Genomic DNA, 22,372 nt, shown 5'->3' on the forward strand with positions numbered 1-22,372 from the left:
CTGGGCGCGGCGGCCACCGCGCTGTCGACGTACCTGGTCGGCCGATTGGGCGCGGACCTGCTCGCACACCTCCGGGAGAGCGCGGTGCGCGCGGTCCTGGGCATGCCCAGCGCGCGGGTCGAACAGGTCGGACGCGGGGACGTGCTCTCCCGGGTCGGGGACGACGTCGCCGTGCTGTCCAAGGGCATACGCATGGCGATTCCCACGATCTTCTCCGCCGGCGTCCTGGTCGTCATCGCCACGGTCGGCATGTTCGGACTCGACTGGCGGCTCGGTCTTGCGGGCGCGGGGGCACTGCCCGCGTACGCGCTCGCCCTGCGCTGGTACCTTCCGCGTTCCGCACCCCTCTACCGGCAGCAGCGGGCGGCCCAGGCGGAGCGCGCACAGGCACTCATCAGCGGACTGCACGGCATCGACACGGTACGCGCGTTCCGCCTCGAAGAGTCCTTCCGCGAGCAGGTCGACTGCAGTTCGCGACGCGTACGCGACCTCGGCATCGACGTGTTCCGGCTCTTCGGCCGCTTCGTCGGCCGGGAGAACCGCGCCGAGTTCATCGGGCTCACCCTGATCATCACGGTCGGCTACGCCCTGTTGGAGGCGGACGCCGCCAGCCTCGGCGAAGTCGCCGCCGCCCCACTCCTGTTCCACCAGCTCTTTGTGCCGCTGGGGTCGATCATGTTCACCTTCGACGAGGCGCAGAAGTCGGGGGCGAGCCTGACCCGGCTGGTCGGTGTGCTGGACGAGGCGACCCAGGAACGGCTGGTCGGCGACCCCGGCGTGGGCGAACTGGACGGCGGCGCAATGCCGGTGGTCGTCGATGACGTGACCTTTGGCTACCCGGACAGTGAACGGCCCGTGCTGCGGAACATCAACCTGACCATCCCGGCGGGGAGTTCGCTCGCGCTGGTCGGGGCGACGGGCGCGGGCAAGTCGACCCTGGCCGCGCTGATCGCCGGGATCGGGACCCCGCAGACCGGATCGGTGCGCATCGGGGCGTCCGACCTCGCGGAGTTGGACGAGGCCGCGGCGCGAACCCGGGTCAGCATCCTCACCCAGGAGACACACGTGTTCTCCGGATCCCTCGCCGACGATCTGCACCTCGCCGAACCGGGCGCCTCCGACCGGGAACTGCTCGACGCGCTGGGCACCGTAGGTGCCACCGCGTGGGTGGAGGCACTGCCCGACGGGCTGAACACCCCCGTCGGCGAAGGCGGTCGGCGCCCGGAGGCCACCGAAGTGGCCCAGGTCGCGCTGGCCAGACTGCTGTTGCGCGGAACCCCGGTCGTGGTGCTGGACGAGTCGACCGCCGAAGCCGGCAGCGAGCACGCCGCGGACCTGGAGCGCGCCGTCCTGGCCGCCTGCTCGGGCCGGACGACGCTCCTGGTCGCGCACCGCCTGACGCAGGCGGTGGCGGCGGACCGCATCGCCGTCCTGGAGGCCGGACAGATCGTGGAGGAAGGCACGCACGAGGAGTTGGTGGCCCTCGACGGCCGGTACGCCCAACTCTGGGCGGCCTGGCGCGAAGGCAGCGGCACGGCGGAAGGCGCAGCCCGGTGACCGACGAGAACCCGCGTACCGTGGAAGGGGTTTCCGCTCCCTCCCACCCCTCGACGGCAACTGTGCCCGGGCAGCCCGTGACCGGCGTCGGCATCGTCCGGACGACCCTGCGCCGCAACGTCGGCGCCATGGCCCGCGGCACCGTCCTCATGGGCATGTACCAGGCCGGCGAGACAGCCTTCCCCATCGCGCTGGGCCTGATCGTCGAGCACACGATGCGGGACCGCAGCCCCGGGTCCCTCGCCCTGGCCATCACCGCGTTGGCGGTCATCAGCACGACGGTGTCCCTGTCGTGGCGTTTCGGCATGCGCGTACTCCAGAAGGCCAACACCACCGAGGCGCACCGCTGGCGCGTGCGCGTGGCGGCCTGCGGGCTCCAGCCGGTGGCCGGAGGCAGTGGCCTCAAGTCCGGCGAGGTGCTGACCGTCGCCACGGACGACGCCGACCAGACGGCCGACCTGATCGAGGTCGTCCCGCTGCTGATCAGCTCGCTGGTCGCGGTGGCGATCACGGCTGTCGCGCTGGGCATGGCCAGCGTTCCGCTCGGCGTGCTGGTGGTCGTCGGGACCGCCGCGATCCTGTCGGTGCTGAGCGTGCTGTCCAAACGGATCGACACCGGCACGCGCGAGCAGCAGGCGCGCGTGGCGCGAGCGGGCGCGAAGGTGGCCGACCTGATCACCGGCCTGCGCCCGCTGCACGGGTTCGGCGGCAACCACGCGGCGTTCGCCTCGTACCGTACGGTCAGCTCGGCGGCCCGGGACCAGGCGGTCGGCGTCGCCCGGGTGAGCGGCGCGTACGCGGGGACCGCGCAGGCTCTCAACGCCGCCCTCGCCGCGACCGTGACGCTGACCGCGGGCTGGCTCGCCTTCGAGGGGCGCATCGGCATCGGCGAACTGGTGATGGCTGTCGGACTCGCGCAGTTCATCATGGAACCGCTCAAACTCTGCGCGAACATGCCCAAGTACGTGATGGTCGCCCGTGCGTCGGCCGAACGCATGGCCCTGGTCCTGACCGCTCCCCCGGCCGAGCCGCCGGCCGCCGAACCCCTGGCCGCCGGGGGCGGCCTCGCCCTGGACGCGATCCGGTACGGGTCGCTGCGCGACCTGTCGTTCCAGGTCCAGGCCGGTGAGTTCGCCGCCGTCGTCGCGCGGCAGCCTGCGGCCGCGGCCGACCTGGTCGCGCTGCTGTCCGCGAGCGTTCCCGACGACGCCTATGACGGGACCGTACGCCTCGACGGGAAATCGACCGCCGACCTCCCGGTGGGGGCGATTCGCGCGCACATGCTCGTGAACCCCGCCAACGCGGAGATCTTCGCCGGCACCCTGCGCACCAACATCGACCCCTCCGGCACGAGTCGCGCGATCCCCGAGGCCGTGGAGGCGTCACTGCTCACCGACGTCGTCGCCCTGCACCGCGACGGACTCGACCACCCGGTACGCGACCGCGGCGCGAACCTCTCCGGGGGCCAGCGCCAACGGCTGTCCCTCGCGCGCGCCCTCGCCGCGGACGCCGAAATCCTGGTCCTGCACAACCCGACAACCGCGGTCGACGCCGTCACCGAACAGCTCATCGCCCGCAACCTCGCCGCCCTGCGCCGCGGCCGCACCACCGTCGTGATCACCACCAGCCCGGCCCTCCTCGACGCCGCCGACCGCGTCCTCGTCGTGGACGGCGGCACGGTCGTCGCGGCGGGCACGCACCGCAACCTTGTGGCCGGTGACGAGGGCTACCGCGCGTCCGTGACGCGCTGAGCGCGTCGCTCGCACTCAGTCTTGCCGTGTGCGGTCGCCTTCGCGCCGTGGGCTGCCGTTGAACATCGCGGCGAGCCGGTCCACCACGAACAGGGCCAACTCGTGCCTCGCGGCGGTGGCGTTGCACAGGTCCCGTTCGACCGCCGCCGACAACGCCCGCCGCTGTTCGGGCGGCCCGCCGAGGCGCGAGGCAAGGCGCCGGGTCGCGTTCTCCAGGTGGCCGGTGACGTCGGCGTCACAGGTCGCCAACTCCTGCCCCGACCTGCCGAGCGGCGGCGACGTGGACGACTGCCGCAGCCAGATGCCGTCGGCCATCACGGCGTCGAACGCGGCGAAGGTCTCACGCCGCGCGTCGTCGATCTCGGCCTCGAAACGCTCGCGGTCCACGGCCCCGCCGGACGCGAGGGTACGCACGGTTCGACGCAGAACGGCCTCCCACCGCCGGGGCGCGGTCCGCAGCGCGGCCAGACGTCCCGCCGCGGCGTCCCGGCGTTCGAGGGCGACAAGGCGGTCGGCCTCACGGGCCGCGCGCGCCTCGCGCCGACGCTCCTCGTCCCGAGCACGCCGCTCCCGCGCCAACTCGTCCTCGCGGCCCCACTCCCGCTGCGCGGCCAGATCCCGTCGCGCGGTTTCGGCCGCCCTCCGCTGAACCCTGAGGGGACCCGCGTAGGCGACGAATCCGGTCACGAGCGCGCCCGCCAAGCCCCCTAGGAGCCCGTAGAGTTCGGCTTCCACGCGAGCAGGACGCCACAGGGACGGATCGATGTATGGTGCAGTAATGACATCCTTGCGAGCCCGGTAGATGACGGGGCCGACACCAGAAGCACAAGACGCATTCCGCAAGACCTTCCTGCTCTCGCTGCGCCGCGGCGAAATTCGGTCCGGCGTCGTCACCGGGATCCAGAACTTCGGCGTGTTCGTCGACATCGGCGGGGTCGACGGCATGGTGAACGTCGCCGAGTTGACGTGGAAGCACATCAATCACCCGGGCGAAGTCGTCGAGATCGGCCAACGGGTCGACGTCGAGGTCCTCGATATCGACATGGACCGCGAACGCATCGCACTGTCCCTCAAGGCGACCCAGGACGACCCCTGGCGACACTTCGCCCAGACCCGTGCACCAGGGCAGACGCTCCCGGGCACCGTCACCAAACTCGTCCCCTTCGGGGCGTTCGTCCGCATCGCCGACGGCATCGAGGGCCTGGTCCACATCACGGAACTGGCCGGGCAGCACGTCGAGTTGCCGAACCACGCCGTCCAAGTCGGCGACCGGATCACCGTCCAGATCCTCGACCTGGACTTGCAACGCCGACGAATCCTCCTCTCCCTCCGTCGGACAACCGCGCCACCCGACGCCCCGGCCTGAGCCCCACCCCACGAAACCGCGCCGCGAACCGAGCTCCCGGGTCGTTCGGGGACTCGACGCGCGGGAGGGGCCATGGCGCTTCTGCCGTCCAGACGGTGACACCGCGTCGCCGGCGTCCGGCCGCTCCGACGCGCCGGCGGCAGCGACACCGCTGCGCGCCGGGGCTCAGGTGGCCTGGACCCCGATCAGGCAGGTGTCGTCGTCGGTGTTGGCCGGGCTTGCGGCCAGTAGGGCGTCCAGGCGTGCTTCGAGGGTCGCGGGGGCGGAGGTCGACGCGGTGACCAGTTGGGTGAGGGAGTCGTTGAGGGAGCGGTCGCGGCGTTCGATCAGGCCGTCGGTGTAGAGGAGCAACGTGTCGCCGGGTTGCAGGAGTTCCTCGGACTCCTCGTACTCGGCCTCGGCGAATGCGCCGAGCATCGCTCCTTCGGGCAGCGGCAGCAGACGCGGGACGCCGTCGCTGATGCGGATCGGCGGCAGGTGCCCGGCGCGCGCCCAGCGCAGGATGCGGGTGTCGGGGTCGTACAGGCCGCAGACGACGGTTGCCGTCACGTGGTCGGTCAGATGGTGCGCGACGCTGTTGAGCCACGCGAGGAGTCGGCCCGGCGGGGCCCCCGTGACCGCGAGGTCGCGCAGGGCGTTGCGCAGGACGACCATGTTCGTGGCGGCGTCGATGCCGTGGCCGGCGACGTCGCCCACGGCCAGCAGGATCCGCCTGCTCGGCAGGGCGACGGCGTCGTACCAGTCGCCGCCGACCGCGGCGTCCGACTCCGCGGGACGGTAGCGCACGGCTACGCGGAGGTCCGCGGCGTCCACGGGCGTCTGGTCCGGCGGCATGATGGCCTGTTGCAGTTGCCGGGCCAGCCGGTTGCGTTCGGCGGCCTCCTCCTCGCTGTCCAGGAGTCGGTCACGCGTGGCCGCCAACGCGACCTCGGTCCAGTGCTGCGCCGAGGCGTCCTGGCAGGCGCCGCGGATCGCGGTCAGGGCGCCGTCGCCGTCGAGGACCGGTTCGGCGAACACCCGGAGGCGGCGGGTCACGCGTCGGGCGTGTTCCAGGCGGAAGTCGACCGTGGCGGGTCGGTGCCGGTCGACGATGGAGCTGCGGAATCGGCGCAGCGGGCCGGCGTCGTCCGGGTGCGCCTGGTCCGGCCATCGCGCCATGGGCAGGGGGCCTTGCGTCGGGTCGCGTCCGAAGAGTTGGTACGTCTGCCCGTTCCACAGGCACTCCCCGGTCCCCGACGCCTCCTCGAACCCCCCGATTCTGGCCAGGCGTTGGACGTGGTCGATCAGGTCGGCGGACCGCGCGTCCGGGGACTGCCGCGTCCAGACGACAAGAACCGCGTCGCCGTGCCGGCTGACGGCCACGTCGGCGAGCCCGCCGGGCGGGGCGGCGGTGTCGGCCCACGGGACCGGGCGGCGTTCGGCGTGGAAGCGGTGCCCTGAGGTGTACACGCGGTGGACCACCTCGTACAGCCCGCCGGGCGCGGCGGCGAGCGGGTACTCCTCCAGCATCCGCGCGCCCGCCATCCGGGCCCGCGCGGTCCGCAGGGCGTCCACCCCGCGGGCGTTCAGGTGCCGGATGCGGAAGTCGGCGAGCAGGCCGCGGGCGTCGAGGAAGGGTTCGAGGACCATCGCGGGGACGTTCAGCCCGTCGGCGAGTTCGGCCAGTCGGCCTGCCGGGCTCTGCCCCGAGTCGGTTTCGGGGCCCCAGTGTCCCGTTGCCTGCGGCGGCAGTACGAGAGCGCACAGGTCGGCCAACGCTTGAAGCTGGCGGCGCATTTGCGTCGACGGCGGCGGGAGCCGACCGGGCCAGCATGTTTCGAGTACGCCCTGCACTCTCCCGAGGGACACGACTGTCAGCGCGATCCGCCCCGGTGCTGTCTCGGTCTCGGCACGGGCCCTCCCGGGAACGGCCACGCCGGGCGACGCCGTGCCGGCCCCCGCGACGGACGGGATCCAGACGGAGCCCTCCGGAGCCGTGAGCGCGCGGCTCGCGACCGTGTCCACGTCGGGCGGGACATGGCGCCATCGGCGCAGTTCGGCGGCGTCGAACCCGGCGGCACCCGCCAACGCGAGCTCCGTGTCGTCGCCCACCGCCCAGATCAGCACGGCGACGGCTCCCAACGGCGCGAGGACATCATCGAGCATCGCTCGGGCGGCGGCGTCGGCGTCCGGGGCCCGGAGCGTGCCGCTCTGCGCGGCCCGGAGCCGGGCGGACGCAGATTCGGCGCGGTCGCCGGCAACGCCTCCGTCGACGTCCCCTCGACCGCTTACGGCTTCATCGGCTGCGAGTCCGTCGACGTCCCCTCCACCGCTCTTGGCTTCGTCGGCCGGGAGTGCGCCGACTTCGCCCTCAGTCGCCCCGTCGTCGGTGCCTCCCCGGACCATCAGAGGCCCGGCAACACGGTCCACGATGTCCGCCGCGAACGCGTACCGCGACGCGCCCGCGCGCTCGGCCAGCACGCTGAGTTGGTGGTCCGCTTCCGCCGGGTCGCACCCCAACTGGGCCACGAGAATGCCCTTGGCCAGGTCCACGACCGAGCGCCGGTCGGCGTCCGCCCGCACCGCCTTGACCTCGCCGTGCAGGCGTTCGACGGCCGCCGCCAGATCACGGAGTGCCGTGCTCTGCGGCTCGTCGGCATTCGGCGGGACTGCGGACATCTGGCGAGCAACTCCTCTGTAGATCAAGGGTGTTCGATGTTTCGTGAGATCACTGGCGCAACGCCCGACGTACGCGGTCGAGCAGGTCGTCCACGTCCACGGGTTTGGTGATGTAGTCGACCGCACCCGCGGCCAAGGCGTCCTCGCGGTCGCCGAGCATCGCCTTGGCGGTCACCGTGATGACCGGCAGTTCGGCGAAGCCTGGCATGCGGTGGATCTCACTGGTGGCGTTGTAGCCGTCCATCTCCGGCATCATCACGTCCATCAGCACCAGGTCGGTTTCCGGGTGCGCGGCCAGGAGCGCGACGCAGTCCCGGCCGTTGTCCGCCTGGAGGACCGCCGCGCCCTGGCTCTCCAAAATGCCGGTCAGGGCGTACTGGTTGCGCAGGTCGTCGTCGACCACCATGACCGTACGCCCCGCAAGCGCGTCATCACGTGCCGCGGTCGGCGGGAGCACCGGCCGGGTGTCGGCGGGCGGACCGGTTTCGACGGCACCCGGCCGGTCCTCCGCGACGTACGAGCGGATGCGTTCGCGCAACTCGTCGAGCCCCGACACGATTTCGCGGGCCGGTCCGTCGGGCCGGGACAGCAGGGCGTTCCGTGCCTCCTGCGACAGGCTCCGGCCGCGGTGCAGCAGCACCGGTGCTTCGGACAGTCGGGGGTCGCCGTCGAGGGCGGCCAGCAGGCGCAGCGCCTCGTCGTCCGGCAACCCGAGGTCGACGACGACGCAGCAGTACGGCTGAGCGCCCAACGCCTCGACCGCCGCCTGGGGGTCGGCGACCGACACGATGTCGATCTCCTGCCGTACGTCCGCCTCGACGTCCTCGCCGACGCTGGCCGCGATCATCGCGAGCAGGCCGCGCGCCCCCTCCTCGACGACCAGCACGCGGCGGGCCGGCGGCGGCGCGGCCCGGTCCCCCGCCGAACCGGCGCGGCCGGCGTCCCGGTTCACCCCGCCGGACCCGCCGGACCCCGACCCGCCGGACCCACCCGAACCGTCGGACGCCGGGGCCCGCTCGAACTCCGGTGCGGGCTCGGTGAATCCGGGATGCGTGACCGGCAGGTAGAGCGTGAACGTACTCCCCCGGTCCACCGCGCTCTCCGCGGTCACCGCACCGCCGAGCAGGTAGGCGATCTCCCGGCTGATCGACAGTCCCAGTCCGGTTCCGCCGTAGCGGCGGCCGGTGGTGCCGTCCGCCTGCTGGAACGCGCCGAAAATCGTGTCGAGTTGGTGGGCCGGGATGCCGACTCCCGTGTCCCGTACGCGGAACGCCACCGCCGGCTCGCCCTGGGCCACGCCATCGGGGATCTCCTCCGCGGCGGCGAGGTCGATGCGCAGCTCGATCTCGCCGCGCTCGGTGAACTTCACCGCGTTGGACAGCAGGTTGCGCAGGATCTGCCGGAGTCGCGCGTCGTCGGTGATCAGCTCGTTCGGCGCGTCGGAGGCGGCGGCGACGCGCAGGGCCAGGTGCTTCTGCGCGGACATCGGGCGGATCGTCGCGTCGACGAAGTCGAGCAGCCCGCGCAGCGGCACACGTTCCGGATGCACGTCCATCTTTCCGGCCTCGACCTTGGACAGATCGAGGATGTCGTTGATGAGCTGGAGCAGGTCGGATCCGGCGGAGTGGATGATGCTCGCGTACTCGACCTGCTTCCGGGTGAGGTTGTCGGCCGGGTTCTGGGCGAGCAGTTGGGCGAGAATCAGCAGGCTGTTGAGCGGTGTCCTCAGTTCGTGGCTCATGTTGGCCAGGAACTCGGACTTGTAGGTGGACGCCACGGTCAACTGCCCCGCGCGGTCCTCAAGTTCCTGCCGGGCGAGCTCGATCTGCTCGTTCTTCGCCTCGATGTCGCGGTTCTGGCTGGCCAGGAGCGCGGCCTTCTCCTCCAGTTCGGCGTTCGAGCGCTGCAACTCCTCCTGCTGATTCTGGAGTTCCTCGGATCGTGCGCGCAGTTCGCCGGCCAAGCGCTGGGATTCCCCGAGGAGTTCCGCGGTTCGGGCGTTCGCCACGATCGTGTTGATGTTGACGCCGACGGTCTCCCGGAGCTGTTCCAGGAAATCCCGGTGGATGGCGGTGAATTCGGTGACCGAGGCGAGTTCGACGACGCCCAGGACCTCCCCTTCGGCGACGATGGGGAGCACGATGAGCGCCCGCGGCGAGGCGCGGCCGAGCCCCGAGGAGACGATGTAGTCGCCCGGTACGTCCTCCACCGCGATGGTGCGCCGGGTGCGCGCGGCCTGGCCGACGAGGGTGCTGCCGTGCCGGACCCGTGCGGCCGGGGCGCCGTCCGGCGGCAGCCCGTATGCGCCGATCAGGGTCAGCTCCGCACCGTCGGCGGAGTCCTGGGCGAGGTAGAAGGCGCCGTACTGCGCACCCACCAGCGGCGTCAGCTCGTCCATCACCAGCGCGGCGACCACGGCCAGGTCACGCTGGCCCTGCATGAGGCCGGAGACGTGGGCGAGGTTCGACTTCAACCAGTCCTGGTCCTGGTTGGCCCGCGTCGACTCGCGCAGCGACCGGACCATGAAGTTGATGTTGTCCTTGAGTTCCGCGACCTCGCCGGACGCGTCGACGGTGATCGACCGGGTCAGATCCCCTTCGGCGACCGCGCTGGTGACCTCGGCGATGGCCCGTACCTGGCGGGTGAGGTTGCCGGCGAGTTCGTTGACGTTCTCGGTGAGGCGCTTCCAGGTGCCGGAGACGCCCTCGACCTCCGCCTGTCCGCCGAGGCGCCCGTGGCTGCCCACCTCGCGGGCGACGCGGGTGACCTCGGCGGCGAAGGCCGAGAGCTGGTCGACCATCGTGTTGATGGTGGTCTTCAGCTCCAGGATCTCGCCGCGCGCGTCCACGTCGATCTTGCGGGTCAGGTCGCCCTTGGCCACGGCCGTCGCCACCTGCGCGATGTTGCGGACCTGGCCGGTGAGGTTGGACGCCATGAGGTTCACCGACGCGGTGAGGTCGCGCCAGGCGCCGCCCACACTCGGGAGCTGCGCCTGCCCGCCGAGGATCCCCTCGGTTCCCACCTCTCGGGCGACCCGGGTCACCTCGCTGGTGAACAGTCCCAACTGGTCGACCATGCCGTTGAAGACGATGACGATCTCGCCGAGCAGCCCGTCCGGCTCACCGGGCAGCCGCGTACCGAAGTCCCCGTCGCGCACCGCGGTCAGTCCGGCGAGCAGGCGGCGCAGCTCCGGGTCGCCGATGGGGCCGTAGCCCGCGGCGGGGGCGTCCGTGCCGCGGGCGACGGCTCCGCCGGGGACGCCGGGGGTGTCCGCCGGCCGTCGCCGGTCCGGTTCACCTGGCATGTTCCACCTCACTCGGGTGGTCGGACGGCGCGGTGGTCGGACGGCGCCCCCGCCGCCCGGACGCGGCGGCGCTCGTGAACGGGTGCCGGCGCCCGCGACTCCGCCGCACGATGCGGGGAGACGCCCCGCATGCCCAGCACACCCCGTGGCGCGACATGCGTCAATTCGGGCGCATCGCCCCCGGGTACCGCCCGCCGAAGGGGGTAGCGGCCACACGGACGCGGGATCCCGCTTCGGGACCCGCACCGCCGGGACGGCCGGTCGAACAGGCCGTCCGCCGCAGCGCACCGGCCGTGTGCCGTTCGCCTCGGGCAACCGGGGAGGCCGGGGTCCGACCGGCCGTCGGATACGGTGCGCACGGCCGCAGCGACGGAACGCAACGATCCCACGGAGTGTCCGCGTGACCGACCCGAACGACGCTGGTGGCACGCCGTACGCGATCGAGGGCGGCGTCCCGCTGATGCTGCCGCTGGACGGCGCTCCCGGCTCGGTGAAGGCCGCGCACGCCGCGACCCGGACCTTCCTGGACCGCGCCCTGCCGGGCCGTGCCATCGGCCGCACGATGGCCGTGGACGCGCTGCTCGTGGTCGCCGAACTGGTCGCCAACGCCTGCCGGCACGCGCCGGGTCCGTGCCGGCTGAGCCTGCGGGTGTCCCGGCAGGGCATCGACGTCGCCGTGGAGGACACCGGGCCGGGGCGCCTCCTGCCCGGCATGGACGGGCGGAGGCCGGACGGGGCGGGCAGGGTCGGCTACGGCCTGATGATCGTCGGCAGGCTCACGCGGGGCATCCGCGTCGAGCCCCGTCCGCACGGCAAGGTCGTCCGTGCGTGCGTGCCGTGGTCGGCTTAGGCTCGAAGGACGGGCGCCCGGCGAGGGCGGCCCTGGAGAGGGCGTCATGCAGCAAGACGACGATCCCGATCGCGACCACGTGGACGGCTGGCGGGTGGTCCCCGTCGAAGGCGACCTGGACTTCGACTCCGCGGAGCGGTTCGGCACGGCCTTGGCGGCGCGCGCTCGGAACGGGGACCACCGTTTGGTGCTCGATCTGGGCAAGGTCGCCTTCATGGACTCCTCGGGCCTGCGCGTCCTGCTGCGGGCGGCGCGCGAGACGCGTGCGCGCGGCGGGGAACTGCGTTTGGCCGCCCCGAACGAGTCCGTCCTGCGGCTTCTGGAGGTCACGCAGGTGGGCCCGCTGCTGCCGGCCTACCCCGACATCCGGTCGGCGTGCGACGGCCCGCGGGGCGGATCGCCGGACACCGCTTGAACGCGCCGCCGGAGTGGTCCGGCGCGCGCACGATCGCCGGACACCGCTTGACGCTTCGCCGGAGTGGTCGGTCGCGGTCCGGCGCGCGCACGAGGGCGGTGACCTCGGCCGGGTCGGACGGCGTCCCCTCGGAAAGGTCAGAGCCCCGCGGGCCGGGTTCCGATGACTCCTTCGTCGCGGAGGGCGTCCAATTCGTCGTCGGACAGCCCCAGAAGGCCGGCCAGGATCTCGTGGTTGTGCTCGCCCATCGTCGGTGCCGGGCGCGTGATCCATGCGCGTGGGCGTCCCGCGAGTTGGAACGGAAGCCCGGGGATGCGGTGTTGGCCGACCACGGGGTGACCGACGCGTTCGAAGAAGCCTCGGTGACTCAATTGCGGGTGGTCGAAGAGCGCCGCGCCGCCCGAGACGACCGCGGCCGCGAGACCCGCCGTGCGGAGTTCCTCCACGGCCTTCACCGGATCCCGTTGCGCGGTCCACGCCGTGATCGCCGCGTCGATGCGGTCGTGTGCCGCCCGGCGTCCCGAACGGTGCCGCAGCCGAGTGTCGCTCCCCAGGTCCGAACGGCCGATGACCTCGCAGAGCACGGGCCAGTGCCCGTCCTCGGTGATCGACAACGCGATCCAGGCGTCCGAGCCGTGACAGCGGTACACGCCCTGCGGAGCCGCGTCGGGCGCGCGGTTTCCGTCCCGCATGAGGATGGCCCCGTAGGCGGTGTACTCGACGACCGCCTCCGCCGCGACGTTCAGCACCGCCTCGACCATCGTGGACTCCACCAGGGTGCCTTCGCCGGTGCGGTCGCGCAGTTCCAGGGCCGCGAGGGTGGCGAAGACCGCGTGCAGGCCCGCTATTGGATCGCAGGCGCCCCGAGGGATGAGCGGCAGTCCGTCGGCCCCTCCGGTCATCCAGGCCATGCCGCTCGCCTGCTCCATGGTCTGCGCGAACCCGACGCGGTCGCGCCACGGTCCGTCCAGGCCGAACGCCGGCATCCGCACAAGTACCGCGTGCGGGTTCGCGGCGCGCAGTGTGTCCGGGGCAAGGCCGAGGTTCGGGAGGACCCGTGGTGAGAAGTTCTCCATCACGACGTCGCACTCGGCGACCAGGCGCAGAGCCAGTTGCCGCGCCTGGGCGTGTCCGAGGTCGAGGGTCAGGCCGCGTTTGGCGGCGTTCGCCGACAGGAACGTACTGCCGGTCTCCCACCAGCCCTCGTGGGAAGGGGGCTTGGCCCCGGCGAAGCGCATGCCGTCGGGGCGGCGCACGCCTTCGAGTTTGACGACGTCGGCGCCGAGGGCGCCCAGCAGCATGGTCGCGAAGGGACCGGCCCAGAATGCCGTGAGGTCGAGGATCCGCAATCCGCTCAGCGGCAGCTGCGGATCCCCCGCGGGTTCGCGTGGCGGGCGGGGCGCGGAACGGGGGTGCCAGGCGACCGTCGTGTCCACCGAAGCAGGGGCGTCCGACAGCGGGACCCCACGAAATGCGCCGATGGCGTAGGGCACACGCGGCTGGCGGAATCCCGCGGGGTTGTCGGTGAACACCCCGCGGGCGGCGAAGTGGTCGATCCCGGTGACGGTGGCGGGGGTCCCCACCGGAGCCGCGGGAATGCGCAGGGCGGCGGCAAGCTCCAGGATCTCGTCCGTGGTCCGGGCACCGGTCCAGGCGTCCACCGCGGAGACGAACTCCTCGCGGCGGCGGAGCCGCCCTGCGGCGGTGGCCAGTTCGGCGTCCGCGAGGAGGTCCGGGCGCTCGATCATGACGAGGAAGTCCTGGAACTGCTGGGCGGTGATCGTGCAGAACCCGACAAGCCCGTCGGCGGTGGTCGCTATGGACGGGAGCTCGACGCCGCGCCCGCTCGTCGGCGCCGCGTCCCCCAGGACGTCCGCGGCGACGGCCGAGAGGCCGCCCATGGTGACCACCATGGCCTCCAGCACCGACAGGTCGACGAGCGCACCGCGCCCGGTCGCCTCCCGACCGCGGTTCATCGCGGCCGCGGCCGCGGCGGCGTAGGAGCCGGCGATCCACTCCCCGATGTTGCCGCCGGCCTGCATCGGGGTGTCCGCGGGCAGTCCGCGCCCGGCGGTTGAGCCGCACTGCGCCTGGAGCACGAACTCGTTGACGGCACAGGCGTCTTCCGTGTATGGGCCGGTGAGGCCGTACGGAGTGACGGCCACGGTGACCGCCTCCGGGAACCGCCGGTGCAGTTCCTGGACCGCCACGCGATCGGCGCCGGTCGGTGCCGCGACGAGGACGACGTCCGCGGCCGCCAGGAACTCGTCGGCGGGCAACTGCCCGAGCGCCCCGACCGACGACCGCTTCCCGGCGTTGAGGAAGCGGAAGAGGGCTCCGGGGGCGTCGTCGGCGGGACGGGCTCCCGAGGCGGACCGGCGCCGCAGCGCCTCGCCCCGGGGAGGCTCCAGCTTGACCACGTCCGCCCCGGCGTCGGCGAACAGTTTCCCGGCGTAGGAGACGGCGAGGCCGCCGCCCGTCTCGACGACCCGCAGCCCGGCGTACGGCGCTTCGGCGTCGGCTCCGCCGGGCCCCGCGTCGTCGCGGCCGAGCGCTCGCCGCCGTGTGTCCCGCAGTGCGGCTCCGCCGTCCATCGCGGTCTTCTTCACCGGTTGGTCGCGGTTCGGGCGGTGCGGGCGGCGGTGATCGCGTTCCACGAGTCGATGTCGCGCTGGTCGGCGCGGCGGCCCACGTGGGTGACGACGTCCACGTCCCGCGCGCCGGCTCGCAGGGCGCCCGCCGTGCACTGCTCGCGCGGCCGCGTCTTGAACGGATCGAACTGATAGGCCGCCATGGCGTTGTCGTGCGTGATCTTGTTGACGAGCGCGTCGTCGAGATGGCCGAGCGTGGCGATGACGTCTTCGGGTGCGTTCGGCCAACTGCTGTCGGAGTGCGGATAGTCCGATTCCCAGCACACCTGGTCGGTGTTGAACCAGTCGAGCAGCCGCGGCCCCACCTTGTCGCTGATGAAGCAGGTGTAGAAGTGCCGCTGGAACAACTCGGTCGGCCCGGATACGCCCTTGGGAAGCACGGGCTTCGTCCAGCCCGAGTGGCGTTCGAGGACGTGTTCGGCCCGCCACAGGAAGTACGGGATCCATCCGATGTCGCCCTCGGTGAGCGACAGGCGCAGGTCCGGGAAGTCCGCCCAGAACCCCGCCCACAGGAGCTCGACCAGGGTGAAGGTCGACATCAGGGACGACAGGGTCATCTGGGTGTTCGGCGGCGCGTCCGCCGAAACGGACGGCGACCGCGACGAGGAGCCCACGTGCGTGCACAGCACGACCCGCTCCTCCGACGCCGCCTCGAACAGCGGGTACCAGTAGCGCGTGTGGATGCTCGGCATGCCCAGCGCTTCGGGGTTCTCCGAGAAGGTCACCGCGTGGCAGCCCTTCGCGGCGATGCGCCGGATCTCCTTCGCCGCCTCCACGACGTCGAAGAGCGGCAGGATTCCGCAGGGGATGAAGCGCCCGGGATAGGCGGCGCACCACTCGTCGATGTGCCAGTCGTTGTAGGCCCGGATCATCGCCAGGTTCGTGTCCCGGTCCGGCCCCTGGTTCAGCACCTGTCCGGAGAACCCGGTCCAGTTGGGGAAGTTGAGACCGGCGAGTTGTCCCCCGGCGTCCATGTCGCGGACCCGGGCGTGGACGTCGTAGCAGCCGGGCCGCATCTCGTCGTAGCGGCTGGCGTCGACGTTGAACATCTCGCGGGGCTTGCCCGCGACCGCGTTGAGGCCGAGGTTCCGGCCGCGGAGGTTGCCGTAGTACCACTGCTGGGCGCCGTCGGCGGCTTCGACCACGCGGGGGGCCGCATCGGCGTACTTCGCCGGCACGTGTCCGTCGAACATGTCCGCCGGCTCGGCGATGTGGTCGTCGACGCTGATCAGGATGAGGTCGTCTTTGTGCACGTCTGCCTCCGAGGGTCCGCTGCGGGTGAGGGTTCGGTCCGCCACGTCACCCGGGTGTGCGGCACGGACCGTGCCTCCCGACGCGGCGACGTGGCCGGAACTGCGGCGTCCTTCAGCGATCCGCCGGTTGGAACCGGAAGAGCCGCTCGGCGTTGCCGCGCAGGAGCTTGTACTGCGTGGACTCCGGGAGGTGGGCCATCTGGTCGCGGGCGACCTTGATCGAATTCGGCCAGGTGGAGTCGCTGTGCGGGTAGTCGGTCTCGACCATCACGTTGTCCTCGCCGATCTCGGCAAGGCTGCGCATCGCGTGGTTGTCCTCGATGAAGCACCCGAAGATGTGGTCGCGGAACGTCGCCCGCAGGTCGAGGTTGTGCAGGTCGATCGCGCGCGACTCGCTGACGACCTTGCCGTACAGCTCGACGCCTTCGCCGGCGGATGCCCAGTGACGCTGCTTGTCCACGATCTGTTCGGCGCGCTCCAGGAAGTACGGCATCCAGCCGACGCCGCCTTCGGACAACGCGATGCGCAGGTTGGGCAGTTCCTGGAGGTAGGGGCTGAACAGCCACTCCAGCATCGCCCCCGCCGGGCGGATGCCGCCCCACGACATGTTGGCCAGCACGGACGACCCGGACGATATCTGCGGCATCGTCGACGACGAGCCGACGTGCATGCAGACGACCATTCCCGTGTCGTCGGCCGCCCGCATCACCGGGTCCCAATAGCCGCTCGCGTCGTGGACGGTCGGCAGGCCGAGCGGCTCGGGGTTCTCGGAGAGGGCGAAGGCCCGGGAGCCCATGCCCGCGCAGCGCTCCATCTCCCGCGCGGCCTCGTGCGGGTCCCACAGCGGGATCAGGGTCATCGGAATGTAGCGGCCGGGCGCGGCGCCGCACCATTCCTCGATCATCCAGTCGTTGTACGCCCGCACGCACAGCAGCGCGAGGTCCTTGTCGTCCGCCTCCCAGAACACCTGGCCGCAGAAGCGGGTGAAGGACGGAAAGCACAGGGAGGCCAGGATGCCCGCCTGGTCCATGTCCGCCACACGCGCCACCGCGTCGTAGCACCCGGGTCGCATCTCCGCATAGGTCAGGGGCTTCGGACTGAACTGCTCCTTGCTGCGGCCGGCCGCCGCGGACAGCCCCGAGCTCTCGACCTGCTTGCCGTCGTACTCCCAGTACTCGCGATCGCCGGTGGTCACCAGGCGCGGTGCACGGTCGCGCAGCTTCGCCGGGATCCGGTCCTGCCACACGCCCGGCGGCTCCAGGACGTGGTCGTCCACGGAGATCAGCCAGTCCAGACGGGGGCTCTCACCCTGGGCCATGAGCGCTCCTCACACCTATTTCGTAATGTATAAAGTACAAGGATGCGGGCGCGAGCAACAGATCTTGCCTCCGGATTCCGCGTCGGCTTGGCGGCCGCCCCGCCGCCGGCCCGGTGGCCTCGACCTCCATCGCCGCAGTAGCAGCGCACGCCTCGACCCCAGGGAACCCGACCACCCGCCCCGCAGAAGTCTCCACACGATGACAACCTGAGCGTATTATATATAGTACGTACGGGATATACATGAAGCCGCTCGGCGCCCGACTCCGATGAACTCCGCCGTCCACGGCGCGTGATTGGTGAGGTGACATGTCTGTCGGCAGCAATGCGCGCGGCGAGCCCTCCGAGGAGGGTCGCCTGCCTTCCAGGGGCCCCCTGCACGGCGTGCGTGTCGTCGAGTTCGGGATCTGGGTGGCCGGGCCCGCCACGGCCGCGGTCCTCGCGGACTGGGGCGCCGACGTCGTCAAGGTCGAGCCGCCCGGCGGCGACCCCCAGCGCGGGCTTGAGGGCGTGGCGAGCGCCGGCGGTGACGCCCTCCCCTTCAATCCGACGTTCGACGTGACCAACCGGGGCAAGCGCTCGATCGCCCTCGACCTGAAGTCGCCCGAGGGGCGTGCGGTGGCCGACGAACTGATCGCCGGCGCCGACGTCCTCGTCACCAACATGCGGATGCGGGCCCTGGAGCGGCTCGGCCTGGACTACGCGACGCTGCACGACCGGCACCCGCGCCTGGTGTACGCGCTGATGACGGGTTACGGGACCGAGGGGCCCGAACGCGACAGACCGGGCTACGACATCGGCGCCTACTGGTCGAGGGCCGGACTGGCGGCCTCCCTGGCGGTTCCCGGCAGCACACCGCCGTTCCAACGCGGCGCGATGGGCGACCGGACGGCGGCGGCCGCGCTCGCCGGCGGCGTCGCGGCGGCCCTGCTGGCACGCGTCCGCACCGGCAGCGGGCAGTTGGTCTCCCAGTCGCTGTTCCGCTGGGGCGTCTACACGCTGTCCTCCGACTTCAGCCTCGCGATCGGCTTCGGCGCCCCCATGGCCACCGCACGCCGGGAGGCCATGGCCAGCCCCACGGTCAACTGCTACCGGTGCGCCGACGACCGGTGGTTCTGGCTCACCGGCCTTGAGCGCGCCCGGCACTGGCCCCCGCTCGCCAGAGCCGTCGGGCGCCCCGAGTGGCTCGACGATCCGCGCTTCGCCACGTCAGCGGCCCGGCACGAGAACGCCCGCGTTCTGATCGCGGAGCTGGACGCCCTGTTCGCGACCCGCGAACGGCACATGTGGCTCAAGGAGTTCGACGCCCACGACGTCTGGTACCAGCCGGTCAACACCGTGCCGGAGGTGCTGGAGGATCCCCTGCTCCAGGCGTCCGGCGCGCTCGCCGAGGTCCCGCACCCGGAAGGAGGGAGCGCCGTGTTCGTCAACACCCCCGTCGACTTCGACCGCACTCCCGCGGGACCCCGCGGCACCGCCCCCGCGGTGGGCGAGCACACCGACAGTGTGCTGCGCGAACTGGGCTACTCCGACGAACGCATCGCATCCGTCAGGGCGGAGGGAGGTGTTGGCTAGCCACGACGCCGTCACCCGCGCAGACCGTCGCGGGGCCGCCGACATCTCGGGCCGCTTCTGCATCGCCGGTCTCGGGCTCAGCGAGCAGGGCAGACGACTCGGCGTGGCCCCACGGGAGTTGCGGCGGCGGGCGCTGGACGCCGCACTGCACGACAGCGGCCTTGCGCGTGCCGACATCGACGGCTACATCGGGACCTCCGGCGACCCCTTCGACGACATCCGCTACCTCGGCCTCTCCCCCGGCTTCGCCTGGACCATGCAGTCCGGCGGCGCCACGGCGATCTGGTCGGTCATCAACGCCGTGGGCGCGATCACCACGGGCCAGGCGACCGCGGTGGCGTGCGTCTACGGAACCGCCCCGACGTCCGAAGGCAGCCGGCGGGTGGACGGAACCGTCGGAGGCTACGGCGGCTTCGCGTACGGCTATCCGTCGATGTACGGACTCCACGGCGCCGCGGCGGCCCACGCCCTGCACGCGCGCCGGCACATGCACAGGTACGGGACCACCGCCGACCATCTGGGCGCCGTGGCCGTCGTCCAGCGCGAGTACGCCGCGAAGCGTCCCGGCACCCTCGGCTTCGGGCAGCCCATCACGCTCGACGACCACCGCGCGTCCCCGATGGTCGTCGACCCGTTCCGCATGCTCGACTGCTGCCGCGACACCGACGGCGGGGTGGTCCTGCTGGTCACCTCGGCGGACCGGGCGCGTGATCTGCGTCGACCTGCGCCGCGGATCCTCGGGTTCGGGTCCGGCCACAACATGCGCAACTGGTGGACGGGCGACGTCTACGACCTGCACGACGACATCGCCCCCGCCAAGGCGACCGCCTTCGGCCAGGCCGGCCTGGGCGTCGAAGACGTCGACGTGGCGGCGCTGTACGACCCGTTCACCATTTCACCGCTCATGCAGTTGGAGGCGTACGGCTTCTGCGCGCCGGGCGAGGGCGGGCCGTTCGTGGCGTCCGGGGCGACCCGCCTGACCGGCGTCGTTCCCACCAACACCGGAGGCGGGCAACTGTCCGGCTACTACGCCACCGGCTTCACCGCACTCGCCGAAGGCCTGGTGCAGTTGCGCGGCGAAGGCGGCGCCACCCAGGTGCCCGACGCGCAGGTCGCCCTCGTCAGCGGCCACGGCGGCAACGGCGGAATCCAGAACACCTGGGCGCACGCCACGATGCTCCTGGGGGCGGACCGATGAACACGCCGACCGACCCGCCGACCGACCCGCCGACCGCGCCCGGTCCGCGCGACGTCGTCCGCGACGACCTCGACGAACGGTTCTGGGAGGGCTGCGTACGCGGCGAGTTCCTGCTGCACGTCTGCGGCGAGTGCCGCCGGGCGTACTGGCCGGCCTCGACGTGCATCGAGCACGGGACGTCGGCCATGGCCTGGGTCCCGGCCTCCGGGCACGGAACGGTGCACACCTGGACGGTCTTCCACCGCGCGTACGCACCGCACCTCGCCGCCCGCGTACCCTACGTCGTGTCCGTCGTCGAACTCGACGAAGGCCCGTTCTTCCACACCGACCTGGTCGACTGCCCGCCCGAGCGAGTGCGCGTCGGCCTCCCGGTCGAGGTGGTCTTCACGAACCTGGACCCGGCGACCGTGATCCCGCGGTTCCGACCGCGACCGACCGAGTGAAGGAGCACCATGGCCTCAGGAGACCGCTACGGACTCACGTACATCCGCACCGAGTTGGGTGCGGACGGCGTCCTGTGGGTGACGCTGGACCGCCCCGAGCGGCGGAATGCGATCAGTCCCGAGATGCACGCCGAGTTCCTGCCGCTGTTCACGCGGATCGCGGCGGACTCCGACGTCGACGCCGTCGTGCTGACCGGCGCCGGGGAGAAGGCGTTCTGCGTCGGCGCGGACTTCGCGGGCATGGACGTGAAGCTGGAGGCCGGCTATCCGGACGGCAATCCGGAGCTCATGAACGGTTCCGCGGCCATCGTCCGCGCCCAGTTGGCCGTGCCCCAGCCCGTCGTGGCCGCGATCAACGGTGACGCGCTGGGGCTGGGGGCCACCATGGCGCTGTTCTGCGACGTGACCTTCCTCGCGGACGACGCCCGCATCGGGGACCCGCACGTGAACGCCGGCCTGGTCGCGGGCGACGGCGGCGCGATCCTGTGGCCGCTCCTGCTCGGCGTCAACCGCGGCAAGGAGTACCTGATGACCGGGGATCTGATGACGGCCTCGGAGGCCCTCGGCCACAACCTCGTCAACCACACCGCGCCGCGCGCGGAGGTACGTGAGCGGGCCGGAGCCCTGGCGGCCCGGCTGGCGGCCGGTCCCAAGGTGGCCGTCCAGTTCAACAAGCGCCTCGCCAACGCCGACCTGGTCGACCGGGTGAACCGCCTCATCGACACGTCGCTGGCCATGGAGGCCATCACCTTCGAGACCGCGGACCACCGCGAGGCCGTCCGTGCCTTCCTCGAACGCCGCCCGCCCGTCTTCGGCGACCGGAAGGCGCCGGACGGGCAGGCGTGACCCGCGGAACGAACGGAAGGGCAGGGACCCCCGGCGGCCTCGGAGGCCGGCCGCCCCTGCCCTCCCCACCTTCCCGCAGGGGGTCGGCGGCCGAGGGTCACCCGAGGCCGGAGACCCCGAGTTCCGCGGCGTGGCCGTTGATCTCGTCCCGCAGCGCGTTCGGCAGCGGGATGCCGGACACCTCCCGGGCCCGACGGCGCTCGTGCTCCAACTCGCCCGGTACGAGCACGCGGTCGACTCCCTCTGCCGTCTCACCGGAGCGGAGGTCACGGACGAGGGTGTCCACACGCGCGGTGAACTCGGCCGGCGGCATGAAGCGCGCCGGGTCGACGGCGATGAAGACGAAGCCCTTCGCGACCCTGTCGCGGCCGTGGGCCGAGGACGCGGTGTGCTCGGTGCGGCCGAAACTGCTGCCGGCCAGCACGCCGCCCAGCAGTTCGACGAGCAGGGCCAGGCCGTATCCCTTGTGACCGCCGAACCACTGGAGGTGGTGGACCGACGCGGCCTGGGGATCCGTGGTCGGAAGCCCGCGCGCGTCGTTGGCCCATCCGTCGGGAATCCTCGTGTCGCCCCGCTTCTTCGCCAGCAGGAGCTTGTTGCCCGCAACTGCGGTGGTGGCCACGTCGTACACGACCGGGGGTTCCTCGCCCGCGGGCACGGCGTACGAGAGCGGATTGGTGGAGAACATCTGGGTGACCCCGCCGAAGGGCGGGACAATGGTCGGACCGTTCTGGAAGCACAGGCAGATCCGGCCCGCGCGGGCGACGCGTTCCGTGTATGCGGCGAGGGCTCCCAGGTGGGTGCTCTCGCGGACGGCGACGACGGCGACGCCGTGTTCCGCCGACCGCTCGACCAGCAGGCGCGCGGCCTCAAGTCCGGCGATCTGTCCGAATCCCAGCCCGCCGTCCAGGAGCAGCGTCGACCCTTGGTCGTCGAGGATCCGGGGGCGTGCGGTGGGGACGATCTGTCCGGCCCGGAGGCGGGAGACGTACAGTCCCGTCAAATGGGCGCCGTGCGAGTCCACGCCGCGCAGGTCGGCCTCGACGAGCAGTTCCGCCACGGTCGCGGCGTCCGCGGAGGACGTGCCGAGGGCTTCGAGGATTCCGGCGAGCACCTTGCGCAGGTGACCGGCGTCCACCGGTGTCGGCTCGCCCGCTTCGGTCCTGGAATCCGGCATCGGTGCTCCTT

15 protein-coding genes and 1 pseudogene are annotated in these 22,372 nt (G+C 72.0%); 9 read left to right on the forward strand and 7 right to left on the reverse strand.

Features of this window, described 5'->3' with window-relative positions; translation table 11 throughout:
* A partial coding sequence (locus ACRX5S_RS35700; RefSeq protein ID WP_436777384.1) for an ABC transporter ATP-binding protein occupies positions 1 to 1,557 on the forward strand: 1,557 nt, incomplete at its 5' end.
* Between the two features lie 128 nt (positions 1,558 to 1,685).
* Positions 1,686 to 3,308 (forward strand): ABC transporter transmembrane domain-containing protein, encoded by a 1,623-nt coding sequence (locus ACRX5S_RS35705; protein ID WP_436777442.1) that lies wholly within the window; start codon positions 1,686 to 1,688, stop codon positions 3,306 to 3,308.
* A gap of 15 nt (positions 3,309 to 3,323) precedes the next feature.
* Here the strand turns inward: ACRX5S_RS35705 and ACRX5S_RS35710 are convergent, their stop codons facing one another.
* Positions 3,324 to 4,043, reverse strand: coding sequence for a hypothetical protein (locus ACRX5S_RS35710; protein WP_436777385.1), 720 nt, complete (start codon positions 4,041 to 4,043; stop codon positions 3,324 to 3,326).
* A gap of 100 nt (positions 4,044 to 4,143) precedes the next feature.
* On the opposite strand from ACRX5S_RS35710, the pseudogene ACRX5S_RS35715 reads away from it, so the two are divergent.
* Positions 4,144 to 4,644, forward strand: a pseudogene (locus tag ACRX5S_RS35715) (S1 RNA-binding domain-containing protein); the annotation flags it as partial.
* Between the two features lie 195 nt (positions 4,645 to 4,839).
* On the opposite strand, the gene ACRX5S_RS35720 reads toward ACRX5S_RS35715, so the two are convergent.
* Both ACRX5S_RS35720 and ACRX5S_RS35725 read right to left on the reverse strand, forming a co-directional pair.
* Positions 4,840 to 7,332, reverse strand: coding sequence for a SpoIIE family protein phosphatase (locus tag ACRX5S_RS35720; RefSeq protein WP_436777386.1), 2,493 nt, complete (start codon positions 7,330 to 7,332; stop codon positions 4,840 to 4,842).
* Between the two features lie 49 nt (positions 7,333 to 7,381).
* A complete protein-coding gene (locus ACRX5S_RS35725) occupies positions 7,382 to 10,636 on the reverse strand; it encodes a response regulator (RefSeq protein WP_436777387.1) in 3,255 nt (1,084 codons plus the stop codon).
* 400 nt (positions 10,637 to 11,036) lie between these two features.
* On the opposite strand from ACRX5S_RS35725, the gene ACRX5S_RS35730 reads away from it, so the two are divergent.
* Positions 11,037 to 11,486 (forward strand): ATP-binding protein, encoded by a 450-nt coding sequence (locus ACRX5S_RS35730; protein WP_436777388.1) that lies wholly within the window; start codon positions 11,037 to 11,039, stop codon positions 11,484 to 11,486.
* A 46-nt stretch (positions 11,487 to 11,532) separates the two neighbouring features.
* Positions 11,533 to 11,901: an STAS domain-containing protein gene (locus ACRX5S_RS35735; protein ID WP_436777389.1), complete on the forward strand. Its 369-nt coding sequence runs from the start codon at positions 11,533 to 11,535 to the stop codon at positions 11,899 to 11,901.
* A 137-nt stretch (positions 11,902 to 12,038) separates the two neighbouring features.
* On the opposite strand, the gene ACRX5S_RS35740 is transcribed toward ACRX5S_RS35735, so the two are convergent.
* The 3 genes from ACRX5S_RS35740 to ACRX5S_RS35750 form a co-directional block, all read right to left on the reverse strand.
* Entirely contained in the window at positions 12,039 to 14,558 is a 2,520-nt protein-coding gene (locus ACRX5S_RS35740) for a CoA transferase (RefSeq protein ID WP_436777390.1), read from the reverse strand.
* Positions 14,507 to 15,805 (reverse strand): amidohydrolase family protein, encoded by a 1,299-nt coding sequence (locus tag ACRX5S_RS35745; protein ID WP_436777391.1) that lies wholly within the window; start codon positions 15,803 to 15,805, stop codon positions 14,507 to 14,509. The genes ACRX5S_RS35740 and ACRX5S_RS35745 overlap by 52 nt, the downstream gene beginning before the upstream one ends.
* Positions 15,806 to 15,917: 112 nt before the next feature.
* The gene (locus ACRX5S_RS35750) at positions 15,918 to 17,123 is read right to left on the reverse strand and encodes an amidohydrolase family protein (RefSeq protein ID WP_436777392.1); all 1,206 of its coding nucleotides are present in this window, start codon (positions 17,121 to 17,123) and stop codon (positions 15,918 to 15,920) included.
* A gap of 383 nt (positions 17,124 to 17,506) precedes the next feature.
* Between ACRX5S_RS35750 and ACRX5S_RS35755 the strand changes: the two genes are divergently transcribed.
* The 4 genes from ACRX5S_RS35755 to ACRX5S_RS35770 are packed head-to-tail and all read left to right on the forward strand — an operon-like array spanning position 17,507 to position 21,184.
* Positions 17,507 to 18,697: a CaiB/BaiF CoA transferase family protein gene (locus tag ACRX5S_RS35755; protein ID WP_436777393.1), complete on the forward strand. Its 1,191-nt coding sequence runs from the start codon at positions 17,507 to 17,509 to the stop codon at positions 18,695 to 18,697.
* Entirely contained in the window at positions 18,690 to 19,895 is a 1,206-nt protein-coding gene (locus ACRX5S_RS35760; RefSeq protein WP_436777394.1) for a thiolase family protein, read from the forward strand. Before ACRX5S_RS35755 ends, ACRX5S_RS35760 begins: the two co-directional genes overlap by 8 nt.
* Entirely contained in the window at positions 19,892 to 20,338 is a 447-nt protein-coding gene (locus ACRX5S_RS35765; RefSeq protein WP_436777395.1) for a Zn-ribbon domain-containing OB-fold protein, read from the forward strand. The genes ACRX5S_RS35760 and ACRX5S_RS35765 overlap by 4 nt, the downstream gene beginning before the upstream one ends.
* Positions 20,339 to 20,347: 9 nt before the next feature.
* Positions 20,348 to 21,184 carry an enoyl-CoA hydratase/isomerase family protein gene (locus ACRX5S_RS35770; RefSeq protein WP_436777396.1) on the forward strand — a complete coding sequence of 279 codons (837 nt, stop codon included), beginning with the start codon at positions 20,348 to 20,350 and terminating at the stop codon, positions 21,182 to 21,184.
* A gap of 97 nt (positions 21,185 to 21,281) precedes the next feature.
* Here the strand turns inward: ACRX5S_RS35770 and ACRX5S_RS35775 are convergent, their stop codons facing one another.
* Positions 21,282 to 22,361, reverse strand: a complete 1,080-nt coding sequence (locus tag ACRX5S_RS35775; RefSeq protein ID WP_436777397.1) for an Ldh family oxidoreductase — start codon at positions 22,359 to 22,361, stop codon at positions 21,282 to 21,284.
* Positions 22,362 to 22,372: the final 11 nt, after the last annotated feature.

Source organism: Yinghuangia sp. YIM S09857 (assembly GCF_051388915.1).
In the GTDB taxonomy this organism is placed as follows: Bacteria; Actinomycetota; Actinomycetes; order Streptomycetales; family Streptomycetaceae; genus Yinghuangia.